The sequence below is a fragment of the Methyloparacoccus sp. NF-16 genome, assembly GCF_056880625.1.
Genome location: NZ_CP174130.1, coordinates 2,169,810 through 2,189,557, shown reverse-complemented (window position 1 = coordinate 2,189,557; position 19,748 = coordinate 2,169,810). Strand labels below are relative to the sequence as shown.

Here is a 19,748-nt window from a genome sequence, read left to right as displayed (position 1 = left end):
CGGGCGCTGCCATGACGCGGATGCTGGTCGATGGCCACTCGCGTGATAGCGTCGCCGTGCTGGACCGCGGCTTTCAGTATGGCGACGGCATCTTCACCACCCTGCGCGTGGTGGCCGGCTCGCCGCTGTTCCTCGACCTGCATCTGCAGCGGCTGGCCCGGGACGCCGGTCGACTGGGATTGCCTGAACCCGACAGGGCCGTGCTGACCGGGGAGGTTCGCGCGCTGATCGGTGATTGCCGCGACGGCGTGCTGAAGATCATGCTGACCCGCGGCATCGGCGGACGCGGTTACCGTCCGCCGGACAGCGTTGCCCCCACCCGTGTGCTGGCTCTCCACCCGCCCGTCGCGTATCCGCCGACCCACGCCACTGCCGGCGTGACGGTCCGGTGTTGCCACACCCGCCTGGGCATCAATCCCTCGCTGGCCGGCATCAAGCACCTGAACCGTCTGGAGCAGGTGCTGGCACGCTCGGAGTGGTCCGATCCCGAGGTTGCCGAGGGCATCATGCTGGACGCGGAGGGCTTCGTGGTCGAGGGCACGCAGAGCAACCTGTTCCTCGTCCGGGACGGCTGCCTGCTGACGCCCCGGCTGGACCGCTGTGGCATCCAGGGCGTCATGCGCACCCTGGTGTGGCAGGCGGCGGACCGGCTGGGCCTGGCGTGCCAGGAGACCCGCCTCATCCCCGCCGACCTGCTGGCGGCGGATGAAGTCTTCCTGAGCAACAGCGTCATCGGGCTCTGGCCCGTGCGCGAGCTGATCGGGGTGCGCGAATACCCCGTGGGCCCCTGGACCCACAAGTTCCGCGCATGGTTGCACGAGGCGGCGGAACGGGCCGCCGTGCCCGCCTGATGCGCGGGGTCGCCGGCCTTTTCGCCCTGTTGTTGCTGGGGCTGTGGATCCATGCCGATTACCGCTCCAGCCTCGACCGTCCCCTGCCCATCCGCCAGAGCGAGCGCCTGATGGTTCACAAGGGGCAGGGACTCGCCGCCGTGGCCCAGGAGCTTCGCCAGCGGCGGATCGTGGTCGAGCCCGTGTGGCTGCGGCTGCTGGCGGCGACCCGCGGCGTCAGTGGCGATCTCAAGTTCGGCGAGTATGAAATCCCGCCGGGCACCACGGCACGCGGTCTGCTGGACATGCTGGTCAGCGGCCGATCCCGGCAGGAGCCGGTCACCATCATCGAGGGCTGGACCTTCAGGCAGATGCGCGAGGCGCTGGCGCGGCATCCGAACCTCCGGCAGGAAACCGCCGGACGGACAGCCGAGGACATCATGGCGCTGCTCGGATCGCCGGGCCTGCTCCCGGAAGGCCAGTTCTTCCCCGACACCTATTTCACCGGTCGGCACACCTCCGATCTCGACATTCTCAGGCAGGCCCACCGCAAAATGCGCGCCATCCTCGCGGCCGAATGGCAGGACCGCGCCCCGAACCTGCCGCTCAACAGCCCGGAAGAGGCGCTGACCCTGGCGTCCATCGTCGAGAAGGAGACCGGGCAGGCCAGCGAACGGCCGGCCATCGCCGGTGTCTTCGTGCGGCGTCTGTTGCAGGGCATGCGCCTGCAGACCGATCCGACCGTCATCTACGGCATGGGCGAGCAGTTCCAGGGCAACATCCGCAGGGAGGATCTGCGGCGCGACACGCCCTACAACACCTATACCCGCAGCGGCCTGCCGCCGACGCCGATCGCGCTGCCCGGCCGCCAGTCCATCCGTGCCGCCCTGCATCCCGCGGCGGGTGGCAGTCTCTATTTCGTCGCTCGCGGCGATGGTTCACATGTGTTTTCGGCGACGCTGGAGGAGCATGAGCGTGCGGTCGACCAGTTCCAGCGGCGCCGCTGACATGCGGCCCCGTTTCATTACCCTCGAGGGCGGGGAAGGGGTCGGCAAGACCACCAACCTCGGTTTCATCGAGGATTATCTGCGGGCGCGCGGCATCGATCTGGTCCGCACCCGCGAGCCGGGCGGAACACCCCTGGGTGAGCGCGTGCGCGGCCTGTTGCTGGGCGATGGCGAGATCGACGCGCAGGCCGAGCTGCTGCTGGTCTTCGCCGCCCGTGCCCAGCATCTGCGCGATGTCATCCGGCCGGCCCTGGCGGCGGGCCGCTGGGTGCTGTGCGACCGCTTTACCGACGCCAGCTATGCCTACCAGGGCGGCGGCCGTGGCGTACCGCTGGCTGTCATCGCCCAGCTGGAGGCGTGGGTGCAGGCCGGGCTGCAACCGGACCTCACGCTGCTGCTGGACGTTCCCGTCGAACTTGGCCTGGCGAGGGCGCGCCGCCGGGGCAGCATGGACCGCTTCGAAGCGGAGACGGATGCCTTCTTCCAGCGTGTGCGCGCCGCCTATCGGGAACGCGCGGCACAGCAGCCACGGCGCATCCGTCGCGTGGATGCGTCCGGCACGCTGGCCGAGGTGCAGGCGCGCATTGCCGTCCATCTGGACGAACTCCTGGGCCACGACGAATGAACGCGGCTCCCGAAGGCGAACTCCACCCCTGGCTCCTGCCGGCCTGGGAACGGTTGCAGGCGCATGTCGAGGGCGGTCGTCTGCCCCAGGCTCTGCTGATCCACGGTCCCAGCGGTCTGGGCAAGGGGGCCCTGGCCGAGCGCTTCGCCCACCGGCTGCTGTGCACCGGTGCCGGCACACGGCCCTGTGGCCGATGTGCCGGCTGCCATCTGCTCGCGGCCGGGACGCATCCCGACTATCGGCGGATCGCGCCCGAGGAGCCGGGCAAGCCGATCAAGGTCGACGCCATCCGCAAGCTGATTGGCGATCTGGCCCTGAAATCCCAGTACGAGGGCTACCGGGTTTCGCTCATCGAACGGGCCGAGCAGATGAACGTCAGTTCCGCCAATGCCTTGCTGAAGACGCTGGAGGAGCCGGCCGAACACAACCTGATCATCCTGGTTGCCGAGGCGCCTTCCCGGTTGCCGCCGACCATCCTCAGCCGCTGCCAGAAGATTGCCATTACCCCGCCCACGGCCGCGGAGGCGGCCCACTGGCTGTCGCTGCGGCAGCCGGGAATCGCGGTGGATACGTTGCTGAACGCCGCCGGTGGCTCGCCGCTGCGGGCCCTGGCGCTGGCGGACAGCGATGTCGTCGAACGGCGCCGGCGGGTATTCGAGGAATTCCGCGCCATCGCCGACCAGCGGCAGGATCCGGTGGTGGTGGCCGAACGCTGGCATGGTCTGTCGCACGAGGAGTGCCTGGACTGGATGCTGTCCTGGCTCCCGGATCTGATCCGCCTGGCCGTGGGCGCTTCGCCCCGGAGGGTGCGCAATGCCGATGTCCTGCCCGAGTTGCAGTGGCTGGCGGCCGGCCTGGGTCCGCGCGGCCTGCTGAACTACTGGCGGGAACTGCTGGCCCTCCGGCAGGCACTGGGAACCCAGGCCAACCGGCAGCTGTTGCTGGAGGAGACCCTGATTCGCTGGTCGCGGCTGGGCAGCCGGCATGGATGAGCAGCCGGGGTCGCGCGCGGGCGAGGACCTGCCGATGGCCAACCTGGGCATGCTGTCGCTGGGCATGCGCGATGCCGGCGTGCTGTACGCCTACTACATGCCCTGGGTCAGAGGCGGCGGGCTGTTCATCCCCACACAGCGCCGCTACCGGCTCGGCGACGAGGTGTTCCTGCTGCTGCATCTGATGAACGAGCCCGAGCGCATCCCGGTCGTCGGCAAGGTCGTGTTCATCTCCCCGCATCAGGGGGAAAACCGCCGCCCGCAGGGTATCGGCATCCAGTTCGACGACAAGGAGGGCAAGTCGATCCGGGAGCGCATCGAGCGCTATCTGGTCGCCTACCGGGACAGCAAGCAGCCCACCCAGACCTTCTGAGCGAGCTGTCCTCCCGGCCTATTTCACGCGCATGCCCGGCTGGGCGCCTTCGTCGGGGATCAGCACGAACGGCCCGCCGCGTTCGTCGCTGGCCGCCAGCACCATGCCTTCGGAAAGCCCGAACTTCATCTTGCGCGGTGCCAGGTTGGCGACCATCACCGTCAGCTTTCCTGTCAGTTGCGAGGGATCGTAGGCCGACTTGATGCCAGCGAAGACATTGCGCGGCTGGGCCTCGCCGATGTCCAGCGTCAGCTGCAACAGCTTGTCCGCGCCCGGCACATGGTCCGCCTTGGCGATGCGGGCGATGCGCAGGTCGATCCTGGCGAAATCCTCGATGCCGATGGTGTCGGCGATCGGCTGGATGGCATGCTGCTGATGCTCGGCATGGCGCTGCTCGGAATGGGGTTCCGGCTGGGTGGCCTGCAGATTCTGTTTGTTGCTTTCGACCAGAGTCTCGACCTGCTGGGGATCGACCCGTGTCATCAGATGCTGATAGGGCTGGATGGATGCCACCGGCTGCCCGAGATCATTCCAGTTGAAATCGCGGTCCATGCCGAAGAATTCCGTGGCGACGCGCGAAGTGAGTTGCGGCAAAAGTGGGGAAAGCAGCACCGAAAGGGTATGGAAGCCTTGCAGGCTGCGGGTGCAGATCGTCTGAAGCCGTTCGCGCTGGTCATCGAGCTTCGCGACCTTCCAGGGCTCCTGGTCGTTGACGTATTCGTTGATGGTATCGGCGATGCGCATGATTTCGCGGGTGGCTCTGGCGTAATCGCGGTTCTCGTAGGCCTCGGCAATGGCGTTCGCGGCATCGCGTTGCCCGTCAAGCAGCGCCTGACCCTCTGTCGTATTCCAGAAGCCGAGATCCAGTTGGCCATCCAGCAGCTTGGTCACGAAGCCGGCCGTGCGGCTGGCGATGTTGACGTATTTGCCGACCAGGTCGGAATTGACCCGCAGCACGAAATCCTCGAGGTTGAGGTCGATATCCTCCATGCTGCCGTTCAGCTTGCAGGCATAGTAATAGCGAAGCCATTCCGGGTTCAGGCCCTGACTGAGATAACTCTCGGCCGTGATGAAGGTACCGCGCGATTTCGACATCTTTTCGCCGTTCACCGTCAGAAAGCCGTGGGCGAAGATGTTCGTCGGTGTGCGGAAATCCGAATATTCCAGCATGGCCGGCCAGAACAGCGCATGGAAATACAGAATGTCCTTGCCGATGAAGTGATACAACTCGGCGGCGGAATCCTTGCGCCAGTAATCCTCGAAATTCAGTCCCAGTTTTTCGCACAGCTTGGCGAAGCTGCCCATGTAGCCGATGGGCGCGTCCAGCCACACGTAGAAGAACTTGCCCGGCGCATCGGGAATTTCGAAGCCGAAATAGGGCGCGTCGCGGGAAATGTCCCAGTCGGCCAGCCCGGCCTCGAACCATTCCGCCATCTTGTTGGCCGCTTCCGTCTGCAGATGACCAGCCCGCGTCCATTGCTTGAGGAAATCCTCGCACTGGCCAAGCTTGAAGAAATAATGCACCGATTCCTTGCGCACCGGCGTCGCGCCGGAGACGGCCGAATAAGGATTGATTAAGTCGGTCGGCGAATACGTCGCGCCGCAGGCTTCGCAGGAATCCCCGTACTGGTCCTTGGCATGGCAACGCGGACACTCGCCCTTGATGAAGCGGTCCGGCAGGAACATCGCCTTTTCGGGATCGTAGTATTGCTCGATGCTGCGCGACTCGATCAGCCCGTTGGATTTCAGGCGTTCGTAAATCGTGGCCGCGAACTGCCGCGTTTCCTCCGAGTGCGTCGAGTAATACTGGTCGAACTGGACATGGAAGCCGGCAAAATCGCGTTCGTGCTCCTGCTGCACCCGGGCGATCAGTGCCTCCGGCGTGATGCCTTCCTTCTCCGCCCGCAGCATGATCGGCGTACCATGGGTATCGTCGGCGCAGACGTAATGGCACTCATGCCCGCGCATCTTCTGGAATCGCACCCAGATGTCGGTCTGGATGTATTCCACGAGATGGCCCAGGTGGATCGGGCCGTTGGCATAGGGCAGGGCGCTGGTGACGAGGATTTTGCGTGGAGTCATGATTCTCAAGTAGCCCGATGGTTGATGCGCAGGCATGATGGCGATATTCGCGCGTGCTTTTACTGCGAAGGTCTGGACTTTTCCGGCAGTAGGAGAGCTATTGCTGCTGACAGGAACAGGCCGACGAGAATGCTAAGAGAAAGTATCAGCAAGGATCTGTCCGGCCATTTTGACGTGAACGATTCCGGTGTGCCGATTGGTGTGTAGAAGCTTTGAATATTCGATGAGGCGGTGGTCTTTGCCTTTTCCACCAGAAGTTGATATTCGTTAAGGATCTCGCTAAGCAATGCCGAGACCTCCTTGATGTAGGACGAGTCATAGCTCGCATTGTTGTCCGCCGTCAAGCGATCCAGTTCTCCTTGCAAGGTCGAGCGCTTGAAGGCAAGTTCGCGCCTAGAGGTCAGAATGTCCTTCAGGAAGTCACTCAGCGAGGCTTGATTGGAGAGCTTGAGGATTTCGGATAGCATTGAGTCGGAGAGTTGCAGGTTGCCCTCCGGGCTTGATTTTTGGTTCGTACTGGTCGCGTTGTTGGAGCGCTGGAAACTGATGGTTTCCTGGGATAATGCGTTGAGCGCGTCCAGATTTCGATCAATCTCTTCGATCTGAAGTTTTATGTTCCGTGCGTATCCCCGGGAGGCGATATCCTGCCTCTGCAGCGAGGACGCCATCAGCGGGAGGAAGCGGACTTCTCTGAGGAACTCGATCCTTTTCAGGATATCGAACGCCGTATGCCCATCCGCATTCGTCAGTGCAGCGAACCGATTATCGCCGATCAGGATTTTTAGCCCTGCAATCGTGTTTTTGATGTATTGTGAGGCTTCTAATAGCCCTGTTGTGGTGTCAAGGGATATGCTGCGTGCCTTGCCGGGTATTTCCGCCAGCTTGGGATCAAGCAGAACACGATAGTTCTTGATATAGGTATCATTCCAGAGTCTTGGTACTTCATTGATCAGCGCTTTGCCCTCGGCCAGGGAAAGTCCCGCTTCCTGATAATAGAATCTTATCTCAAGCCCACGGCGAGCGATTTCCTCCAGTGCGGATTTGTAGTCGGAGTTGATTTTTTGTATGTCTCCTGCTGATAGTCCCTTCTGTGCGAGCTGCTGCTTGTAGTTTTCATGTGTTCCGAGCATGAGGTCAGAGCCATAGTTAACCTCTAGGTGTTCGGGAAATGTGTTTTGGTCTTTAGGCTTGTACTTATCGTATAAGGCCCTTAGAACATCGGGGGACTTCAGGTCTTGAGGTGAAAATGCCGCGCCATTCGGATATGTGTCGTTCTTGATGCCGCTTAGCTCGACGAAGAGGGTGACAGGTGTTTTTTTTGTTGTGGCGCCAAGAAGAATATAGATAAGGCCGATGCTGCTGCTCAACAGTGTGATGCTTAGGATAAGTCCTCTTCGTCGCCATAGCTTGCTCAGAATATCAGCAATCGAGATCTCATCTTCTGGGGTGTGGTCGTTGAGCGGGATTTCTCTTGTCATGCTTCGATTTCTTGTTGAAACTGATGATGAGTGTGGAGGGCCAGGCTTATCTATGCCTGTGGCGTCACTACTGGTTTTTGAGCAATGCCACCATGACATCATGCAAGGTATCTTGCTGCGAGAAGCAAGGCCCCCGCGAACCAGTCGCTTAGTTATGCATCAGAGACAGATGCTTTAGTCGATCAGTCCTATATGAGTTACTGGATCTGTCATTTTGATAGTATACTATATTTCACGTTTAGTGCATGAATATGATAATCGACCTTCCATGTCCCTCGAACGAAATGGTCGGGCGCTATCGCTCTGGTTGTAACTCAAGCAGACTCGATGACAATCCCCGCCGACCCGCCCAGTCCTTTGCAAACTGCCAGGCGACCCGGCCGCTGCGGGAGCCGCGCAACAAGGCATAGGTCAGAGCCTCATGACGGGCGGTTTCCCGGTCATCGCGGTTCCCCAGCCGGTCCAGCCAGTGGATGACGATGGCCAGGTACTGATCCTGGTTGAAGGGGTGGAACGATAGCCAGACGCCGAAACGCTCGGACAGGGAGATTTTTTCCTCCACCGCCTCGCCTTGGTGCAATTCGCCCTCCACCCATCGCGCCTGGCGGTTCTCCTCGGCGTACTCCGGCAGCAGGTGGCGGCGGTTGGAGGTGGCGTAGATCAACACATTGTCCGCTTGCGCGTCGAGCGAGCCTTCCAGTATCGCCTTGAGCGCCTTGTAGCCGGCGTCGTCCGCCTCGAAGGCGAGATCGTCGCAATAGAGGACGAACCTTTCCGGACGCTTGCGCAGGATCTCCTGGATCGCCGGCAATTCGATGAGGTGTTGTCGGTTGACCTCGACGACGCGCAGGCCCCGTTCGGCCAGTTCGCCCAGCAATGCCTTGATCAGCGACGACTTGCCGGTCCCCCGGGAACCCCAGAGCAGGGCATGGTTGCAGGGCAGCCCCTGCAGGAACTGACGCGTGTTACACAGCAGCGCTTGCTTCTGCCGGTCGATGCCGAGCAGATCGTCCAGCGCCAGCTTCTGGATGGCCGGGATGGCCAGCAGCGGCTGGCGATGTTGGCTGCCCTGCCAGCGAAAGGCCAGGGCCGACCAGTCGGGTTCCTGCGCCGGCGGTGGCGCCAGGCGCGCCAACGTATCGTTGAGCGCCTGCAACTGGGCGATGATCGGGTTCAGATCGACCATGGCCGGTGGTTACTCCGCATCGGCTTCGGGTTTCCGGCGGCGTTTGGATACCGGCATGACCAGCCCCTCAATCTTGCGCTTGCGCGGTGGCAGGTCCCCAGCGGGCTTGTCGCCGCCGTACTTGCGCTTGGCCGGTGGTCGGCCGGACCCGTGGCCCTCGGCCGGCTGCAGGTTGATGCGCTGGCCTCGCACCCAGGTCCGCGACAAGGCCTGGAACACCGCGCGCGGCAGACCCGCCGGCAGCTCCACCGTGCTGTAGCTGTCGAACAGCTTGATGGCGCCGATCTGGCGCGCCGGGATGCCGCCCTCGTTGGCGATGGCGCCGACGATGTCCTTGGGCATGACGCCGTGGACCCGGCCCACGTCGAGGGTGAAGGCCTGCAGATGGCCCTCCGGACGCTGGAAATCGCCACGGCCCTCGTTGCGCCGGCCCGGCCCACGGTTGGCGTCGCGTTCGAATCGTTCGCCGTGACGCGATGGCCGGCGCGAGTCGTCGGCATCGCGTGGCGCGAACTCGCGTACCGGCGGCTCCGGCTCGTCGACGGCGGCCAGGGGGCGCTCGCGGTACAGCAGGTGGGCGATGGCGGCGGCGATGTCGGCCGGCTCGCCGATCTCCTCGGCCACCAGCCGGTCGATCAGGTCGCGATAGAAGGTCACGTCCTGGTTGTCCAGCGTTTCCACCAGCTGCGCCTTGAACTGCTCGATGCGCCGGTCGGCGATGTCACGCAGGGTCGGCAGGCGCATCTGCTGGATCGGTTGCCGCGTGGCCTGCTCGATGGCGCGCAGCATCCGCCGCTCGCGCGGAGCGACGAACAGGATCGCCGTGCCCTTGCGTCCGGCCCGGCCGGTGCGGCCGATGCGATGGACATAGGTCTCGGTGTCGTAGGGGATGTCGTAGTTGACCACGTGGGTGATGCGTTCCACGTCCAGTCCGCGCGCGGCGACGTCGGTGGCGATGACGATGTCCAGCGCGCCCTTCTTCAGCCGGTCGATGACCTTCTCGCGCAGGGCCTGGCTCATGTCGCCGTTCAGTGCCGCCGCCTCGTAGCCGCGCGCCTCCAGCTTCTCGGCCAGTTCGACGGTCTCGGTCTTGGTGCGGACGAAGATGATCATCGCGTCGATGTCGTCGGCATCGAGGATGCGGGTCAGCGCCTCCAGCTTCTGCAGGCCCGATACCAGCCAGTATTGCTGATTGATGGCCTCCACGGTGGAGGTCTTGCTCTGGATCTTGATCTCGGCCGGATCGCGCAGATGCCGGTTGGCGATCTTCTTGATGACCGGCGGCATGGTGGCCGAGAACAGGGCGGTCTGCCGGGTGTCGGGCGTGTGTTCGAGGATCCATTCGACATCCTCGATGAAGCCCATGCGCAGCATTTCATCGGCCTCGTCCAGCACCAGGGTCTGCAACTGGTCGAGATTGAGGGTCTCGCGGCGCAGGTGATCCATGACCCGGCCGGGGGTGCCGACGATGACATGGACGCCGCGCGCCAGCTGGCGCAGCTGCTGGCCCATGCCCTGGCCGCCGTAGACCGGCAGGATGTGGAAGCCCTCCAGATGGCGGGCATAGGTCTGGAAGGCCTCGGCGACCTGGATCGCCAGTTCGCGGGTCGGCGCCAGTACCAGGGCCTGGGGGACGCGCCGCGATACGTCGATGCGGCTCAGGATCGGCAGGGCGAAGGCGGCCGTCTTGCCGGTACCGGTCTGGGCCTGGCCGAGCAGGTCGCGTCCGGCCAGCAGGTGCGGGATGCTGGCGGCCTGAATGGGGGAGGGCGATTCGTAGCCGATTTCCCGGACCGTTTCCAGCAGGGTGAGGGGCAGGTCGAGTTCGGCGAAGGTTTGCGGGGTTTCTGTCATGGAGTCCGGTGCAGATGGGATCAAGAGGCAAAGGCGGACCCCGCTTGGCGGGGCCGCCCTCAGGGGGTGGGCCGGCTCAGCCGGCCAGGGGTTTGTAGCGGATGCGGTGGGGGTTGTCGGCCTCGTCGCCCAGACGGCGCTTGCGGTCGGCCTCGTAGTCGGCGTAGTTGCCCTCGAACCAGACCACCTTGCTGTCGCCTTCGAAGGCCAGGATGTGGGTGGCGATGCGGTCCAGGAACCAGCGGTCATGCGATATCACCACGGCGCAGCCGGGGAAGTCGAGCAGGGCTTCCTCCAGCGCGCGCAGGGTTTCCACATCGAGGTCGTTGGTCGGTTCGTCCAGGAGCAGGACGTTGCCGCCGCTCTTCAGCAGCTTGGCCAGGTGGACGCGGTTGCGTTCGCCGCCGGACAGGTCGCCGATGCGTTTCTGCTGGTCGGAGCCCTTGAAGTTGAAGCGGCCGCAGTAGGCACGGGACGGCGTGGTGTAGCTGCCGACGGTGATCATGTCCAGCCCGTCGGAGATTTCCTCCCAGACGGTCTTGTTGTCGTCCAGATGGTCGCGGGTTTGATCGACGTGGGAAACCTTCACCGTCTCGCCGTGGCGGATGGTGCCGCCGTCTGGCTGCTCGGTCCCCGCGATCATGCGGAACAGGGTGGTCTTGCCGGCGCCGTTGGGGCCGATGATGCCGACGATGCCACCGGGCGGCAGGCGGAAGCTGAGATCGTCGATCAGCAGGCGGTCGCCGAAGCCCTTGCGCAGACCTTCGACCTCCACCACCACGTCGCCCAGGCGCGGGCCCGGCGGGATGTAGATTTCCTTGGTCTCGTTGCGCTTCTGAGTCTCCTGGTTGGTGAGTTCCTCGAAGCGTTGGAGGCGGGCCTTGCTCTTGGCATGGCGGCCCTTGGGGTTGGCGCGCACCCACTCCAGTTCCGCCTTCATGGCCTTCTGGCGGGCGCTCTCCTGCTTTTCCTCGATTTCCAGTCGCTTCTCCTTCTGTTCGAGCCAGGTGGAGTAATTGCCTTCCCAGGGGATGCCGTGACCGCGGTCAAGTTCAAGGATCCAGCCGGCCACGTTGTCGAGGAAGTAGCGATCATGGGTGACGGCGATGACGGTACCGGGGAAGTCGTGCAGGAAGCGCTCCAGCCAGGCCACCGATTCGGCGTCCAGGTGGTTGGTCGGTTCGTCCAGCAGCAGCATATCGGGACCGGACAGCAGCAGCCGGCACAGCGCCACGCGGCGCTTTTCGCCACCGGATAGCTTGGTCACGTCGGCGTCCCAATCGGGCAGACGCAGGGCGTCGGCGGCGATTTCGAGGGTGCGCTCCAGATTGTGACCATCGCTGGCCTGGATGATGCCTTCGAGCCTGGCCTGTTCGGCGGCCAGAGCATCGAAGTCGGCATCCGGCTCGGCATAGGCCGCGTAGACCTCATCCAGCCGGGTCAGGGCATTCTTGACATGGGACAGGGCCTCCTCGACATTGCCGCGCACGGTTTTGCTGGCGTCGAGTTGCGGTTCCTGCGGCAGGTAGCCGATGTTGATGCCGGACTGGGCGCGCGCCTCGCCGTTGAATTCGGTGTCGACGCCGGCCATGATGCGCAGCAGCGTCGACTTGCCGGAACCGTTCAGGCCCAGGACACCGATCTTGGCGCCGGGGAAGAAGGACAGGGAAATATCCCTGAGAATCTCGCGTTTCGGGGGCACGACCTTGCCCACGCGGTTCATGGTATAAACGTATTGAGCCATTTGAGAGCAACTGGAATTGCGGAACGAGGAGAACGGGGCCGGGACGAGCATGGCTGACGCCAGCTGCCGGTATCCGGGAAAGGCGCACATTATCCCACAAGCGGGCCGCGAACGCCCGATACGGCCGCGCTCCCGGCGCGGCTGACACCGCCTGCTACATGGCTTCCAACGGCTTGCAGGTCCGGCTGCTGGAGGACGGGATGGCCGCCATCGCCCGCGATGCGTGGAACCGTCTGGGCTGCGCCGGCTTCCCCTGCCTGCGGCACGAATTCCTGCTCGCCCTGGAGGAGGGTGGCTGTCTCGGCGACCGGGTCGGCTGGTTTCCCCTGCCGCTGACGCTGACGGATCCGTCGGGCGAGCTGTTGGCAGCGCTGCCGCTGTACCTCAAATCCAATTCCTTCGGTGAATTCGTCTTCGACTGGGCCTGGGCCGAGGCGCACGAACGGGCCGGGCGGACCTACTATCCCAAGCTGGTGGCGGCATCGCCCTTCACGCCGGCCACCGGTCCGCGGCTGCTCGTCCGTCCCGACCTCCGCGAGCCCGCTCTGGTCGCGCGGTTGATCGGGGCCGCCATCGAGGCAGCGCGCTCGCTGGGTGTTTCGTCCCTGCACTGGCTGTTCCCGACCGATGACGAACTGACGCAGGCGCCGGGCCTGCTGCGGCGCACCGGTTGCCAGTTCCACTGGGAAAACCGGGGTTACCAGAGCTTCGAGCATTTCCTCGCCGCGCTGACCGCCAAGCGGCGCAAGGAAATCCAGCGCGAGCGGCGGCAGGTACGGGAGGCTGGCGTGGAGCTGGTCCCGCTCGCCGGCGAGGAGGTCTCGGCCCGCGAATGGGCCGCCTTCCACGCACTGTACCGCGACACCTTTGACCGGCATGGCAATTTCCCCGCGCTTACCCTGGCCTTCTTCCGGCAGCTGGCGGCAACGCTGGGTTCCCGGGTGCGCCTGGTGCTGGCCCGCCGGGCGGGCGAGATCGTCGCTGCCGCCTATTTCCTGGTGGGCGACGATGCCCTCTACGGGCGCTACTGGGGCTGTCGCGAGGAGATACCGGGCCTGCATTTCGAGGCCTGCTATTACCAGGGCATCGAGTTCTGCATCGCCCGCGGTCTGCGCCGCTTCGAGCCCGGCGCCCAGGGCGAGCACAAGATCAGCCGCGGTTTCCTGCCGGCGCGCACCGCCTCCTGTCATTGGCTGGCGCATGAGGACTTTCGGGCGCCTGTCGCCCGTTTCCTGCAGCGGGAGGCGGCGATGATGGATGACTACATCCGACGCATGGGGGAGCGCTCTCCCTATCGGCAGGCGTGATGTTCGCGATTCTCGATCCGCACGACCGGGCGCAGCCCTTTCCACCGGTGGCGAGTGCCCTGGCGGAGCCCAACGGCCTGCTCGCAGCCGGCGGTTGCCTGTCGCCGGAGCGATTGCGCAACGCCTACCGGCACGGGATCTTCCCTTGGTTCAACGCCGGCGAACCCATCCTCTGGTGGTCGCCCGATCCCCGCTGGGTGCTGGCGCCGGAAGCGGTGAAGGTATCGCGCAGCCTGGGCAAGCGCCTGCGCCGGGGTGACTTCGCCTTCAGTTACGACCGGGCTTTCGACGCGGTGATCCTGGCCTGTTCCGCGCCCCGGACCGGTGCCGGCGGTACCTGGCTGACGCCCGAGATGCTGCGGGCCTACGGGCACCTGCACCGGCTGGGGCTGGCGCATTCCTTCGAGACCTGGCGGGACGGGGAACTGGTCGGCGGGCTGTATGGCGTGGCCATCGGTCAGGTGTTCTTCGGCGAGTCCATGTTCCACCGGGCCGCCGATGCCTCCAAGGTGGCCTTCGTGCTGGCATGCCGGCAGCTCTCGGCCTGGGGCTATCGACTGATCGACTGCCAGGTGCACACCCCGCACCTGGAGAGTCTGGGCGCCGGGGACATCAGCCGTCAGATGTTCACCGAGCTGCTGGAGCGCCATTGCGAGGCGCCCGTGGCCGCTTCCGCCTGGCAGCCGGCATGACGGAGCGCGAGGTCGGCCTGCCGCTTTACGTCGGCCTGCCGCATCCCTGCGGCTATCTCGAGGGCCGCGAGGCGCGCATGGCCTTCGTGCCGCCCGAGCTGGCCGTGGACAGATCGCTGTATACCCTGCTGGTCGCCAACGGTTTCCGGCGTAGCGGCGATCTGGTCTACCGGCCGCATTGCCTCGGCTGCGAGGCCTGCGTGCCGGTGCGCATCCCGGTGCGCGAGTTTCGCCCGAACCGTTCGCAGCGGCGGGTGGCCAGGCGCAACGCGCACCTGGCGGCGACCGTCCTGCCGCCGGTTTTCCGGGCGGAGCATTACCGGCTCTACACGCGCTACCTGGACGCCCGGCATGCCGATGGCGAGATGGCCGGCGCCTCGCCGGAGGATTTCATGCGCTTCCTCGGCAACCAGCGCTGGGAGGGCACCCGTTTCGTCGAGTTTCGCGCGGACGAAACGCTGCTGGCGGTGGCCGTCGTGGACGAGCTGGAGGACGGCCTGTCGGCGGTCTATACCTTCTACGAGCCGTCGGCGGAGCACCTCAGTCTCGGTACGTGGGCGATTCTGTGGATGGTCGCTGAGGCCGGCCGCCGGGGCCAGGCGCACGTCTATCTGGGATTCTGGGTCAGGGACTGCCGGAAGATGGCCTACAAGTCCGGCTTTCGGCCGCTGGAGCGACTTGCCGACGGCGGCTGGGAACGGCTGCATCCCGGTTAATGGATCGGGTGGCCGATATGGTAAGATCGCGGCTTTTTCCGGGGTCTCCCGGAAATTCCGCCAACCCAGAAAGCGTATGTCGAAAGAAGATCATATCGAGATGGAAGGCAAGGTCATCGAGACCCTGCCCAACACCACCTTCCGTGTCGAGCTGGATAACGGGCACGTCGTGATGGCCCATATTTCCGGCAAGATGCGCAAGCATTACATCCGGATCCTGACCGGCGACCGCGTCAAGGTCGAGATGACCCCCTACGATCTCAGCAAGGGGCGCATCACCTTCCGCCAGCGCTAGTTCAGGCCGGTTCGGACACCTCGGGCACGCCCTCCACCGAGAAGGAGAGCTCGCCGTCTTCCACGCCGATCCTGGCGACGCCGCCGGTGGCCAGTTTTCCGAACAGGATCGCCTCCGCCAGCGGTTTCTTGATCTTCTCCTGGATGACCCGGCTCATCGGCCGCGCGCCCATCTGCGGGTCGAAGCCATGCTCGGCCAGCCATTGCCGGGCTTCCGGTTCCAGCACCACCGATACCCGTTTCTCCGCCAGCTGCGTCTCCAGTTCGAACATGAACTTGTCGACCACCTGCGCGATGATCTCGATGCTGAGCGGCCTGAACTGGATGATGGCGTCCAGGCGGTTGCGGAATTCCGGTGAGAACGTCCGCTCGATGACCTTCAGGCTGTCGCTGGCGTGATCCTGGCGGGTGAAGCCGATGGATGGCCGGCCGCCCTCGCTGGCGCCGGCATTGGTGGTCATGATCAGGATGATGTTGCGGAAATCCGCCTTGCGGCCGTTGTTGTCGGTCAGCGTGCCGTGATCCATCACCTGCAGCAGCAGATTGAAGACATCGGGGTGGGCCTTCTCGATCTCGTCCAGCAGCACCACCGCATGCGGGTGCTTGCCGACCTGCTCGGTCAGGAGACCGCCCTGGTCGAACCCCACATAGCCGGGCGGTGCGCCGATCAGGCGCGAGACCGTATGCCGTTCCATGTACTCCGACATGTCGAAGCGCAGCAGCTCGACGCCCATGACCTTGGCCAGCTGACGCGTCACCTCGGTCTTGCCGACGCCGGTGGGCCCCGCGAACAGGAAGCAGCCGATCGGCTTCTGTGCCTCGCGCAGGCCGGCCCGTGACAGCTTGATGGCGGCGGCGAGGGTCGTGATCGCCTCGTCCTGGCCGAACACCAGCATCTTCAGGTTCTTTTCCAGGTCGCGCAGCTTGTCCTTGTCATTGGTCGAGACCGTCTTCGGGGGAATGCGGGCGATCTTCGAGACGATATCCTCGATCTCCAGCGTGCCGATCAGTTTCTTCCGCTTCGACGCCGGCAACAGCCGCTGGCCGGCCCCGGCCTCGTCGATCACATCGATGGCCTTGTCCGGCAGGTGGCGGTCGGTGATGTAGCGGTCGGACAGCTCGGCGGCCGTGCGCAGAGCCGCCAGCGAATATTTGACCTCGTGATGTTCCTCGAAGCGCGATTTCAGGCCCTTGAGAATCTGGAAGGTCTCGTCCACCGAGGGCTCCAGCACGTCGATCTTCTGGAAACGGCGGGCCAGGGCGCGATCCTTCTCGAAGATGCCGCGGTATTCCTGATAGGTGGTCGAGCCGATGCAGCGCAGGTCGCCCGAGGCCAGCACCGGCTTGATCAGGTTCGAGGCATCCATGACCCCGCCCGAGGCCGAGCCCGCGCCGATGATGGTGTGGATTTCGTCGATGAACAGGATGGCGTGCGGCTGCTTCTTCAGCTGCGCCAGCAGCGACTTCAGCCGCTTCTCGAAATCGCCGCGATACTTGGTGCCGGCCACCAGGGCGCCGAGGTCCAGCGCGTAGATGGTGCTGTTGGCCAGGACCTCCGGAACCTCGCCCTCGACGATCTTCTTCGCCAGTCCCTCGGCGATGGCCGTCTTGCCGACCCCGGCCTCGCCCACCAGCAGGGGGTTGTTCTTGCGCCGCCGGCACAGCACCTGGATGGTGCGCTCGACCTCGCCGCGGCGGCCGATCAGGGGGTCGATCTTGCCGGAGCGCGCCAGCTCGTTGAGATTCTCGGCGAACTTCTCCAGGGGGTTCGCTTCGGCTTGCTCGCCGTTGTCATTGGCCGGGGCGCCGCCGGGTGCCTGGTCGGATTCCTCGTGCAGCTTGGTGATGCCGTGGGAGATGTAGTTGACCACGTCCAGCCGGCTGATGTCCTGCTGGCTGAGCAGGTAGACGGCATGGGAGTCCTGCTCGCTGAAGATGGCGACCAGCACGTTGGCGCCGCTGACCTCCTGCTTGCCGGACGACTGCACGTGGAAGGCCGCGCGCTGCAGTACCCGCTGGAAGCCCAGCGTGGGCTGGGTCTCCCGTTTGACGCCGGGGGCGATCAGCGGCGTGGTTTCGTCGAGGAAGCCTTGCAGTTCCTGCCGCAGCCAGTCGAGATTGGCGCCGCAGGCCTTGAGTACCTCCATCGCTGCCGGGTTGTCCAGCATGGCGAGCAGGAGATGTTCGACGGAGATGAATTCATGCCGCTTCTCGTAGGCTGTCCGGAAGGCGTGGTTGAGAGAGATCTCAAGTTCTTTGCTCAGCATGATTGAACTCCTGAGAGGGGCATGAGGCCGGAACCTTGGCCGGCGGCCTGTGCGGCGATTATGTGGGCGGACAGGGGCGGGCTCAACTCAGGCCTCCTCCATGTCGCAGAGCAGGGGATGCTGGTGCTGGCGGGAGAAATCGTTGACCTGGCGCACCTTGGTTTCGGCGATGTCGCGCGAGTACACCCCGCAGACGCCGATGCCCTTGGTATGCACATGCAGCATGACCTGGGTGGCCCTCTCCTCGTCCATGCCGAAGAAGATCTTGAGGATGTCCACCACGAATTCCATGGGCGTGAAATCGTCGTTGAGCAGGAACACCTTGTAGAGCGGGGGCCGCTTGAGCCGGGGCTTGGCTTCCTCGACCGCCAGATCGTCTCGGAGTCTGTGATCAGGTTGCTGGGCCATGGTGCGAGGGATCGATCCGGTGATGAAAGATGCGGCTGGAACTATAGCACCAGATATTCGCTTGTCGCAGAGCTGCGCGCGGGGCATGGGTCCCTGCCGTGGCGGTCCTTTGGCGGCGGCCGGTCAGGTTCGACCCTGTGGCATAATTGCTGCCCATCCGCCGATGCCGCCGTTCCCACCACACTCTTCCTGAGACCCGATGACGCCGGAATTTATCCAGACGGCCGCGCGCCCGCGCGTCACAGTGGCTGCCCTGGTCGAGCGCGACGGCCGCTGGCTGCTGGTGGAGGAACGGGACGACCGGGGCCGGCACGTGATCAACCAGCCCGCCGGCCATGTCGAGGCCGGCGAATCCCTGATCGAGGCGCTGATGCGCGAAACCTACGAGGAAACCGGCTGGCGCGTCCAGCCGGAGGCGCTGGTCGGTGCCTACCTCTGGAGCCGGCCCGACCGTGCCGCCAGCTTCCTGCGCCTCGCCATCACCGCGCGTGCCGACCGGCACGAGGCCGATGCGTCGCTGGACCAGGGCATCATCCGGCCGGTCTGGCTGACCCGCGACGAGCTGGCGGCCTGCCGCGACCGCCATCGCAGCGAACTGGTGCTGCGCTGTGTCGACGATTGCCTGGCCGGGGAGCGTTACCCGCTCGCCGTGCTCAAGGCCACGCGGCTCTGAGTCATGGCCGGGCGGGTGATCGTCGGCATGTCCGGCGGCGTCGATTCCTCGGTGAGCGCCCTGCGGCTGCTGGAGCAGGGCCATGCCGTCACCGGGCTGTTCATGAAGAACTGGGACGAGGACGACGGCACCGAATACTGCACCGCCAGGGAGGACCTGGCCGATGCCCAGGCCGTGTGCGACCGGCTCGGCATCCCGCTGCAGACGGTCAATTTCGCCGCCGAATACTGGGATCACGTGTTCGAGGTCTTCCTCCGGGAATATGCGGCCGGCCGCACCCCCAACCCGGACATCCTCTGCAACAAGGAAATCAAGTTCAAGGCCTTTCTCGACTATGCCCGCGACCTCGGCGCCGACCGCATCGCCACCGGCCATTACGCGCGGATCGAGCCGCACGGCGACGGCGGCTACCGTCTGCTCAAGGGCGTGGACAGCGGCAAGGACCAGACCTATTTCATCCATACGCTGGGCCAGGATCCGTTGGCCCGGACCCTGTTTCCCATCGGCGACCTGGAAAAGGCCGAGGTTCGCCGCATCGCCGCCCGCGCCGGGTTCGACAATGCCCGCAAGCGCGACAGCACCGGCATCTGTTTCATCGGCGAACGGCGGTTCAAGGCGTTCCTGCAGCGCTACCTGCCGGCCCAGCCCGGCGTCATCGAGACAGCCGACGGCCAGGCGCTGGGCCGGCATGACGGATTGATGTACTACACCCTGGGCCAGCGGCGCGGTTTCGGCATCGGCGGCATCCGGGGCGCGGCGGACGAGGCTTGGTATGTACTGGCCAAGGATCTGCGACGGAACGTGCTGATCGTCGGCCAGGGTCATGAACACCCGCTGCTGCTGGCGGATACCCTGGAGGCCGGTACCCTGGACTGGTGCCGGGAGCGCCCGCCGACGGCGCCCCTGCGCTGCGCCGCCAAGACCCGTTACCGCCAGCCCGATCAGGCCTGCGAGGTCACGCTTCTGGAGGGCGGCCGCTGCCGGGTGCGCTTCGAGCGGCTGCAGCGGGCTATGACGCCCGGGCAGTCGGTGGTCTTCTACCGGGGCGACGAGTGCCTCGGCGGCGGCATCATCGAATCCGCCAGTTTCCGGGGCGAGGCGCGCGGGCTCGTCGACCGGCCACCGGCCACGATGGCCATGCTGGCCTGACGGTGCGGTGATGCCGGGGGCCGGGCACCGAAGCGATAGAATGCCCTCCTGCGATTTTCTTCCATCCTGGC

At 64.9% G+C, this 19,748-nt stretch carries 18 protein-coding genes; 11 read left to right on the top strand and 7 right to left on the bottom strand.

Annotation, left to right across the window (positions count from 1 at the left end; all coding sequences use genetic code 11):
• Positions 1–11 precede the first annotated feature (11 nt).
• From pabC to ACH5N8_RS10360, 5 genes are read left to right on the top strand one after another with little or no spacing between them, the layout of a single operon-like run.
• Positions 12–851, top strand: coding sequence for an aminodeoxychorismate lyase (gene pabC, locus ACH5N8_RS10380; RefSeq protein ID WP_483281249.1), 840 nt, complete (start codon positions 12–14; stop codon positions 849–851).
• Positions 851–1,837 (top strand): endolytic transglycosylase MltG, encoded by a 987-nt coding sequence (mltG, locus tag ACH5N8_RS10375; protein WP_483281248.1) that lies wholly within the window; start codon positions 851–853, stop codon positions 1,835–1,837. Before pabC ends, mltG begins: the two co-directional genes overlap by 1 nt.
• Complete coding sequence (tmk, locus tag ACH5N8_RS10370) at positions 1,800–2,462, top strand: dTMP kinase (protein ID WP_483281247.1); 663 nt, start codon at positions 1,800–1,802, stop codon at positions 2,460–2,462. Before mltG ends, tmk begins: the two co-directional genes overlap by 38 nt.
• Entirely contained in the window at positions 2,459–3,454 is a 996-nt protein-coding gene (locus ACH5N8_RS10365; protein ID WP_483281246.1) for a DNA polymerase III subunit delta', read from the top strand. Before tmk ends, ACH5N8_RS10365 begins: the two co-directional genes overlap by 4 nt.
• Positions 3,447–3,827 (top strand): PilZ domain-containing protein, encoded by a 381-nt coding sequence (locus tag ACH5N8_RS10360; RefSeq protein WP_483281245.1) that lies wholly within the window; start codon positions 3,447–3,449, stop codon positions 3,825–3,827. Before ACH5N8_RS10365 ends, ACH5N8_RS10360 begins: the two co-directional genes overlap by 8 nt.
• An 18-nt stretch (positions 3,828–3,845) precedes the next feature.
• Here the strand turns inward: ACH5N8_RS10360 and metG are convergent, their stop codons facing one another.
• The 5 genes from metG to ettA all read right to left on the bottom strand — a co-directional run bounded on the left by metG (position 3,846) and on the right by ettA (position 12,171).
• Positions 3,846–5,909 (bottom strand): methionine--tRNA ligase, encoded by a 2,064-nt coding sequence (metG, locus tag ACH5N8_RS10355; protein ID WP_483281244.1) that lies wholly within the window; start codon positions 5,907–5,909, stop codon positions 3,846–3,848.
• A 59-nt stretch (positions 5,910–5,968) separates the two neighbouring features.
• Positions 5,969–7,387, bottom strand: a complete 1,419-nt coding sequence (locus ACH5N8_RS10350) for a hypothetical protein (RefSeq protein WP_483281243.1) — start codon at positions 7,385–7,387, stop codon at positions 5,969–5,971.
• A 295-nt stretch (positions 7,388–7,682) separates the two neighbouring features.
• A complete protein-coding gene (locus ACH5N8_RS10345; protein WP_483281242.1) occupies positions 7,683–8,573 on the bottom strand; it encodes an ATP-binding protein in 891 nt (296 codons plus the stop codon).
• A gap of 9 nt (positions 8,574–8,582) precedes the next feature.
• Positions 8,583–10,427, bottom strand: coding sequence for a DEAD/DEAH box helicase (locus ACH5N8_RS10340; protein ID WP_483281241.1), 1,845 nt, complete (start codon positions 10,425–10,427; stop codon positions 8,583–8,585).
• A gap of 76 nt (positions 10,428–10,503) precedes the next feature.
• Positions 10,504–12,171 carry an energy-dependent translational throttle protein EttA gene (gene ettA / locus ACH5N8_RS10335; protein WP_460028050.1) on the bottom strand — a complete coding sequence of 556 codons (1,668 nt, stop codon included), beginning with the start codon at positions 12,169–12,171 and terminating at the stop codon, positions 10,504–10,506.
• Between the two features lie 158 nt (positions 12,172–12,329).
• Here ettA and ACH5N8_RS10330 point away from each other — a divergent pair, with 158 nt between their 5' ends.
• The 4 genes from ACH5N8_RS10330 (at position 12,330) to infA (ending at position 15,181) form a co-directional block, all read left to right on the top strand.
• Positions 12,330–13,478, top strand: coding sequence for a GNAT family N-acetyltransferase (locus tag ACH5N8_RS10330; RefSeq protein ID WP_483281240.1), 1,149 nt, complete (start codon positions 12,330–12,332; stop codon positions 13,476–13,478).
• A complete protein-coding gene (gene aat, locus ACH5N8_RS10325; RefSeq protein WP_483281239.1) occupies positions 13,475–14,170 on the top strand; it encodes a leucyl/phenylalanyl-tRNA--protein transferase in 696 nt (231 codons plus the stop codon). The genes ACH5N8_RS10330 and aat overlap by 4 nt, the downstream gene beginning before the upstream one ends.
• Positions 14,167–14,886, top strand: a complete 720-nt coding sequence (locus ACH5N8_RS10320; RefSeq protein ID WP_483281238.1) for an arginyltransferase — start codon at positions 14,167–14,169, stop codon at positions 14,884–14,886. Before aat ends, ACH5N8_RS10320 begins: the two co-directional genes overlap by 4 nt.
• A gap of 76 nt (positions 14,887–14,962) precedes the next feature.
• Complete coding sequence (gene infA / locus ACH5N8_RS10315; RefSeq protein WP_460028046.1) at positions 14,963–15,181, top strand: translation initiation factor IF-1; 219 nt, start codon at positions 14,963–14,965, stop codon at positions 15,179–15,181.
• 1 nt (position 15,182) lies between these two features.
• On the opposite strand, the gene clpA is transcribed toward infA, so the two are convergent.
• Both clpA and clpS read right to left on the bottom strand, forming a co-directional pair.
• Entirely contained in the window at positions 15,183–17,447 is a 2,265-nt protein-coding gene (gene clpA, locus ACH5N8_RS10310; RefSeq protein ID WP_483281237.1) for an ATP-dependent Clp protease ATP-binding subunit ClpA, read from the bottom strand.
• Between the two features lie 87 nt (positions 17,448–17,534).
• A complete protein-coding gene (gene clpS, locus ACH5N8_RS10305) occupies positions 17,535–17,855 on the bottom strand; it encodes an ATP-dependent Clp protease adapter ClpS (protein WP_460028044.1) in 321 nt (106 codons plus the stop codon).
• 199 nt (positions 17,856–18,054) lie between these two features.
• Between clpS and ACH5N8_RS10300 the strand changes: the two genes are divergently transcribed.
• Positions 18,055–18,528 (top strand): NUDIX hydrolase, encoded by a 474-nt coding sequence (locus ACH5N8_RS10300; RefSeq protein ID WP_483281236.1) that lies wholly within the window; start codon positions 18,055–18,057, stop codon positions 18,526–18,528.
• A gap of 3 nt (positions 18,529–18,531) precedes the next feature.
• Positions 18,532–19,677, top strand: a complete 1,146-nt coding sequence (gene mnmA, locus ACH5N8_RS10295) for a tRNA 2-thiouridine(34) synthase MnmA (protein ID WP_483281235.1) — start codon at positions 18,532–18,534, stop codon at positions 19,675–19,677.
• Positions 19,678–19,748: the final 71 nt, after the last annotated feature.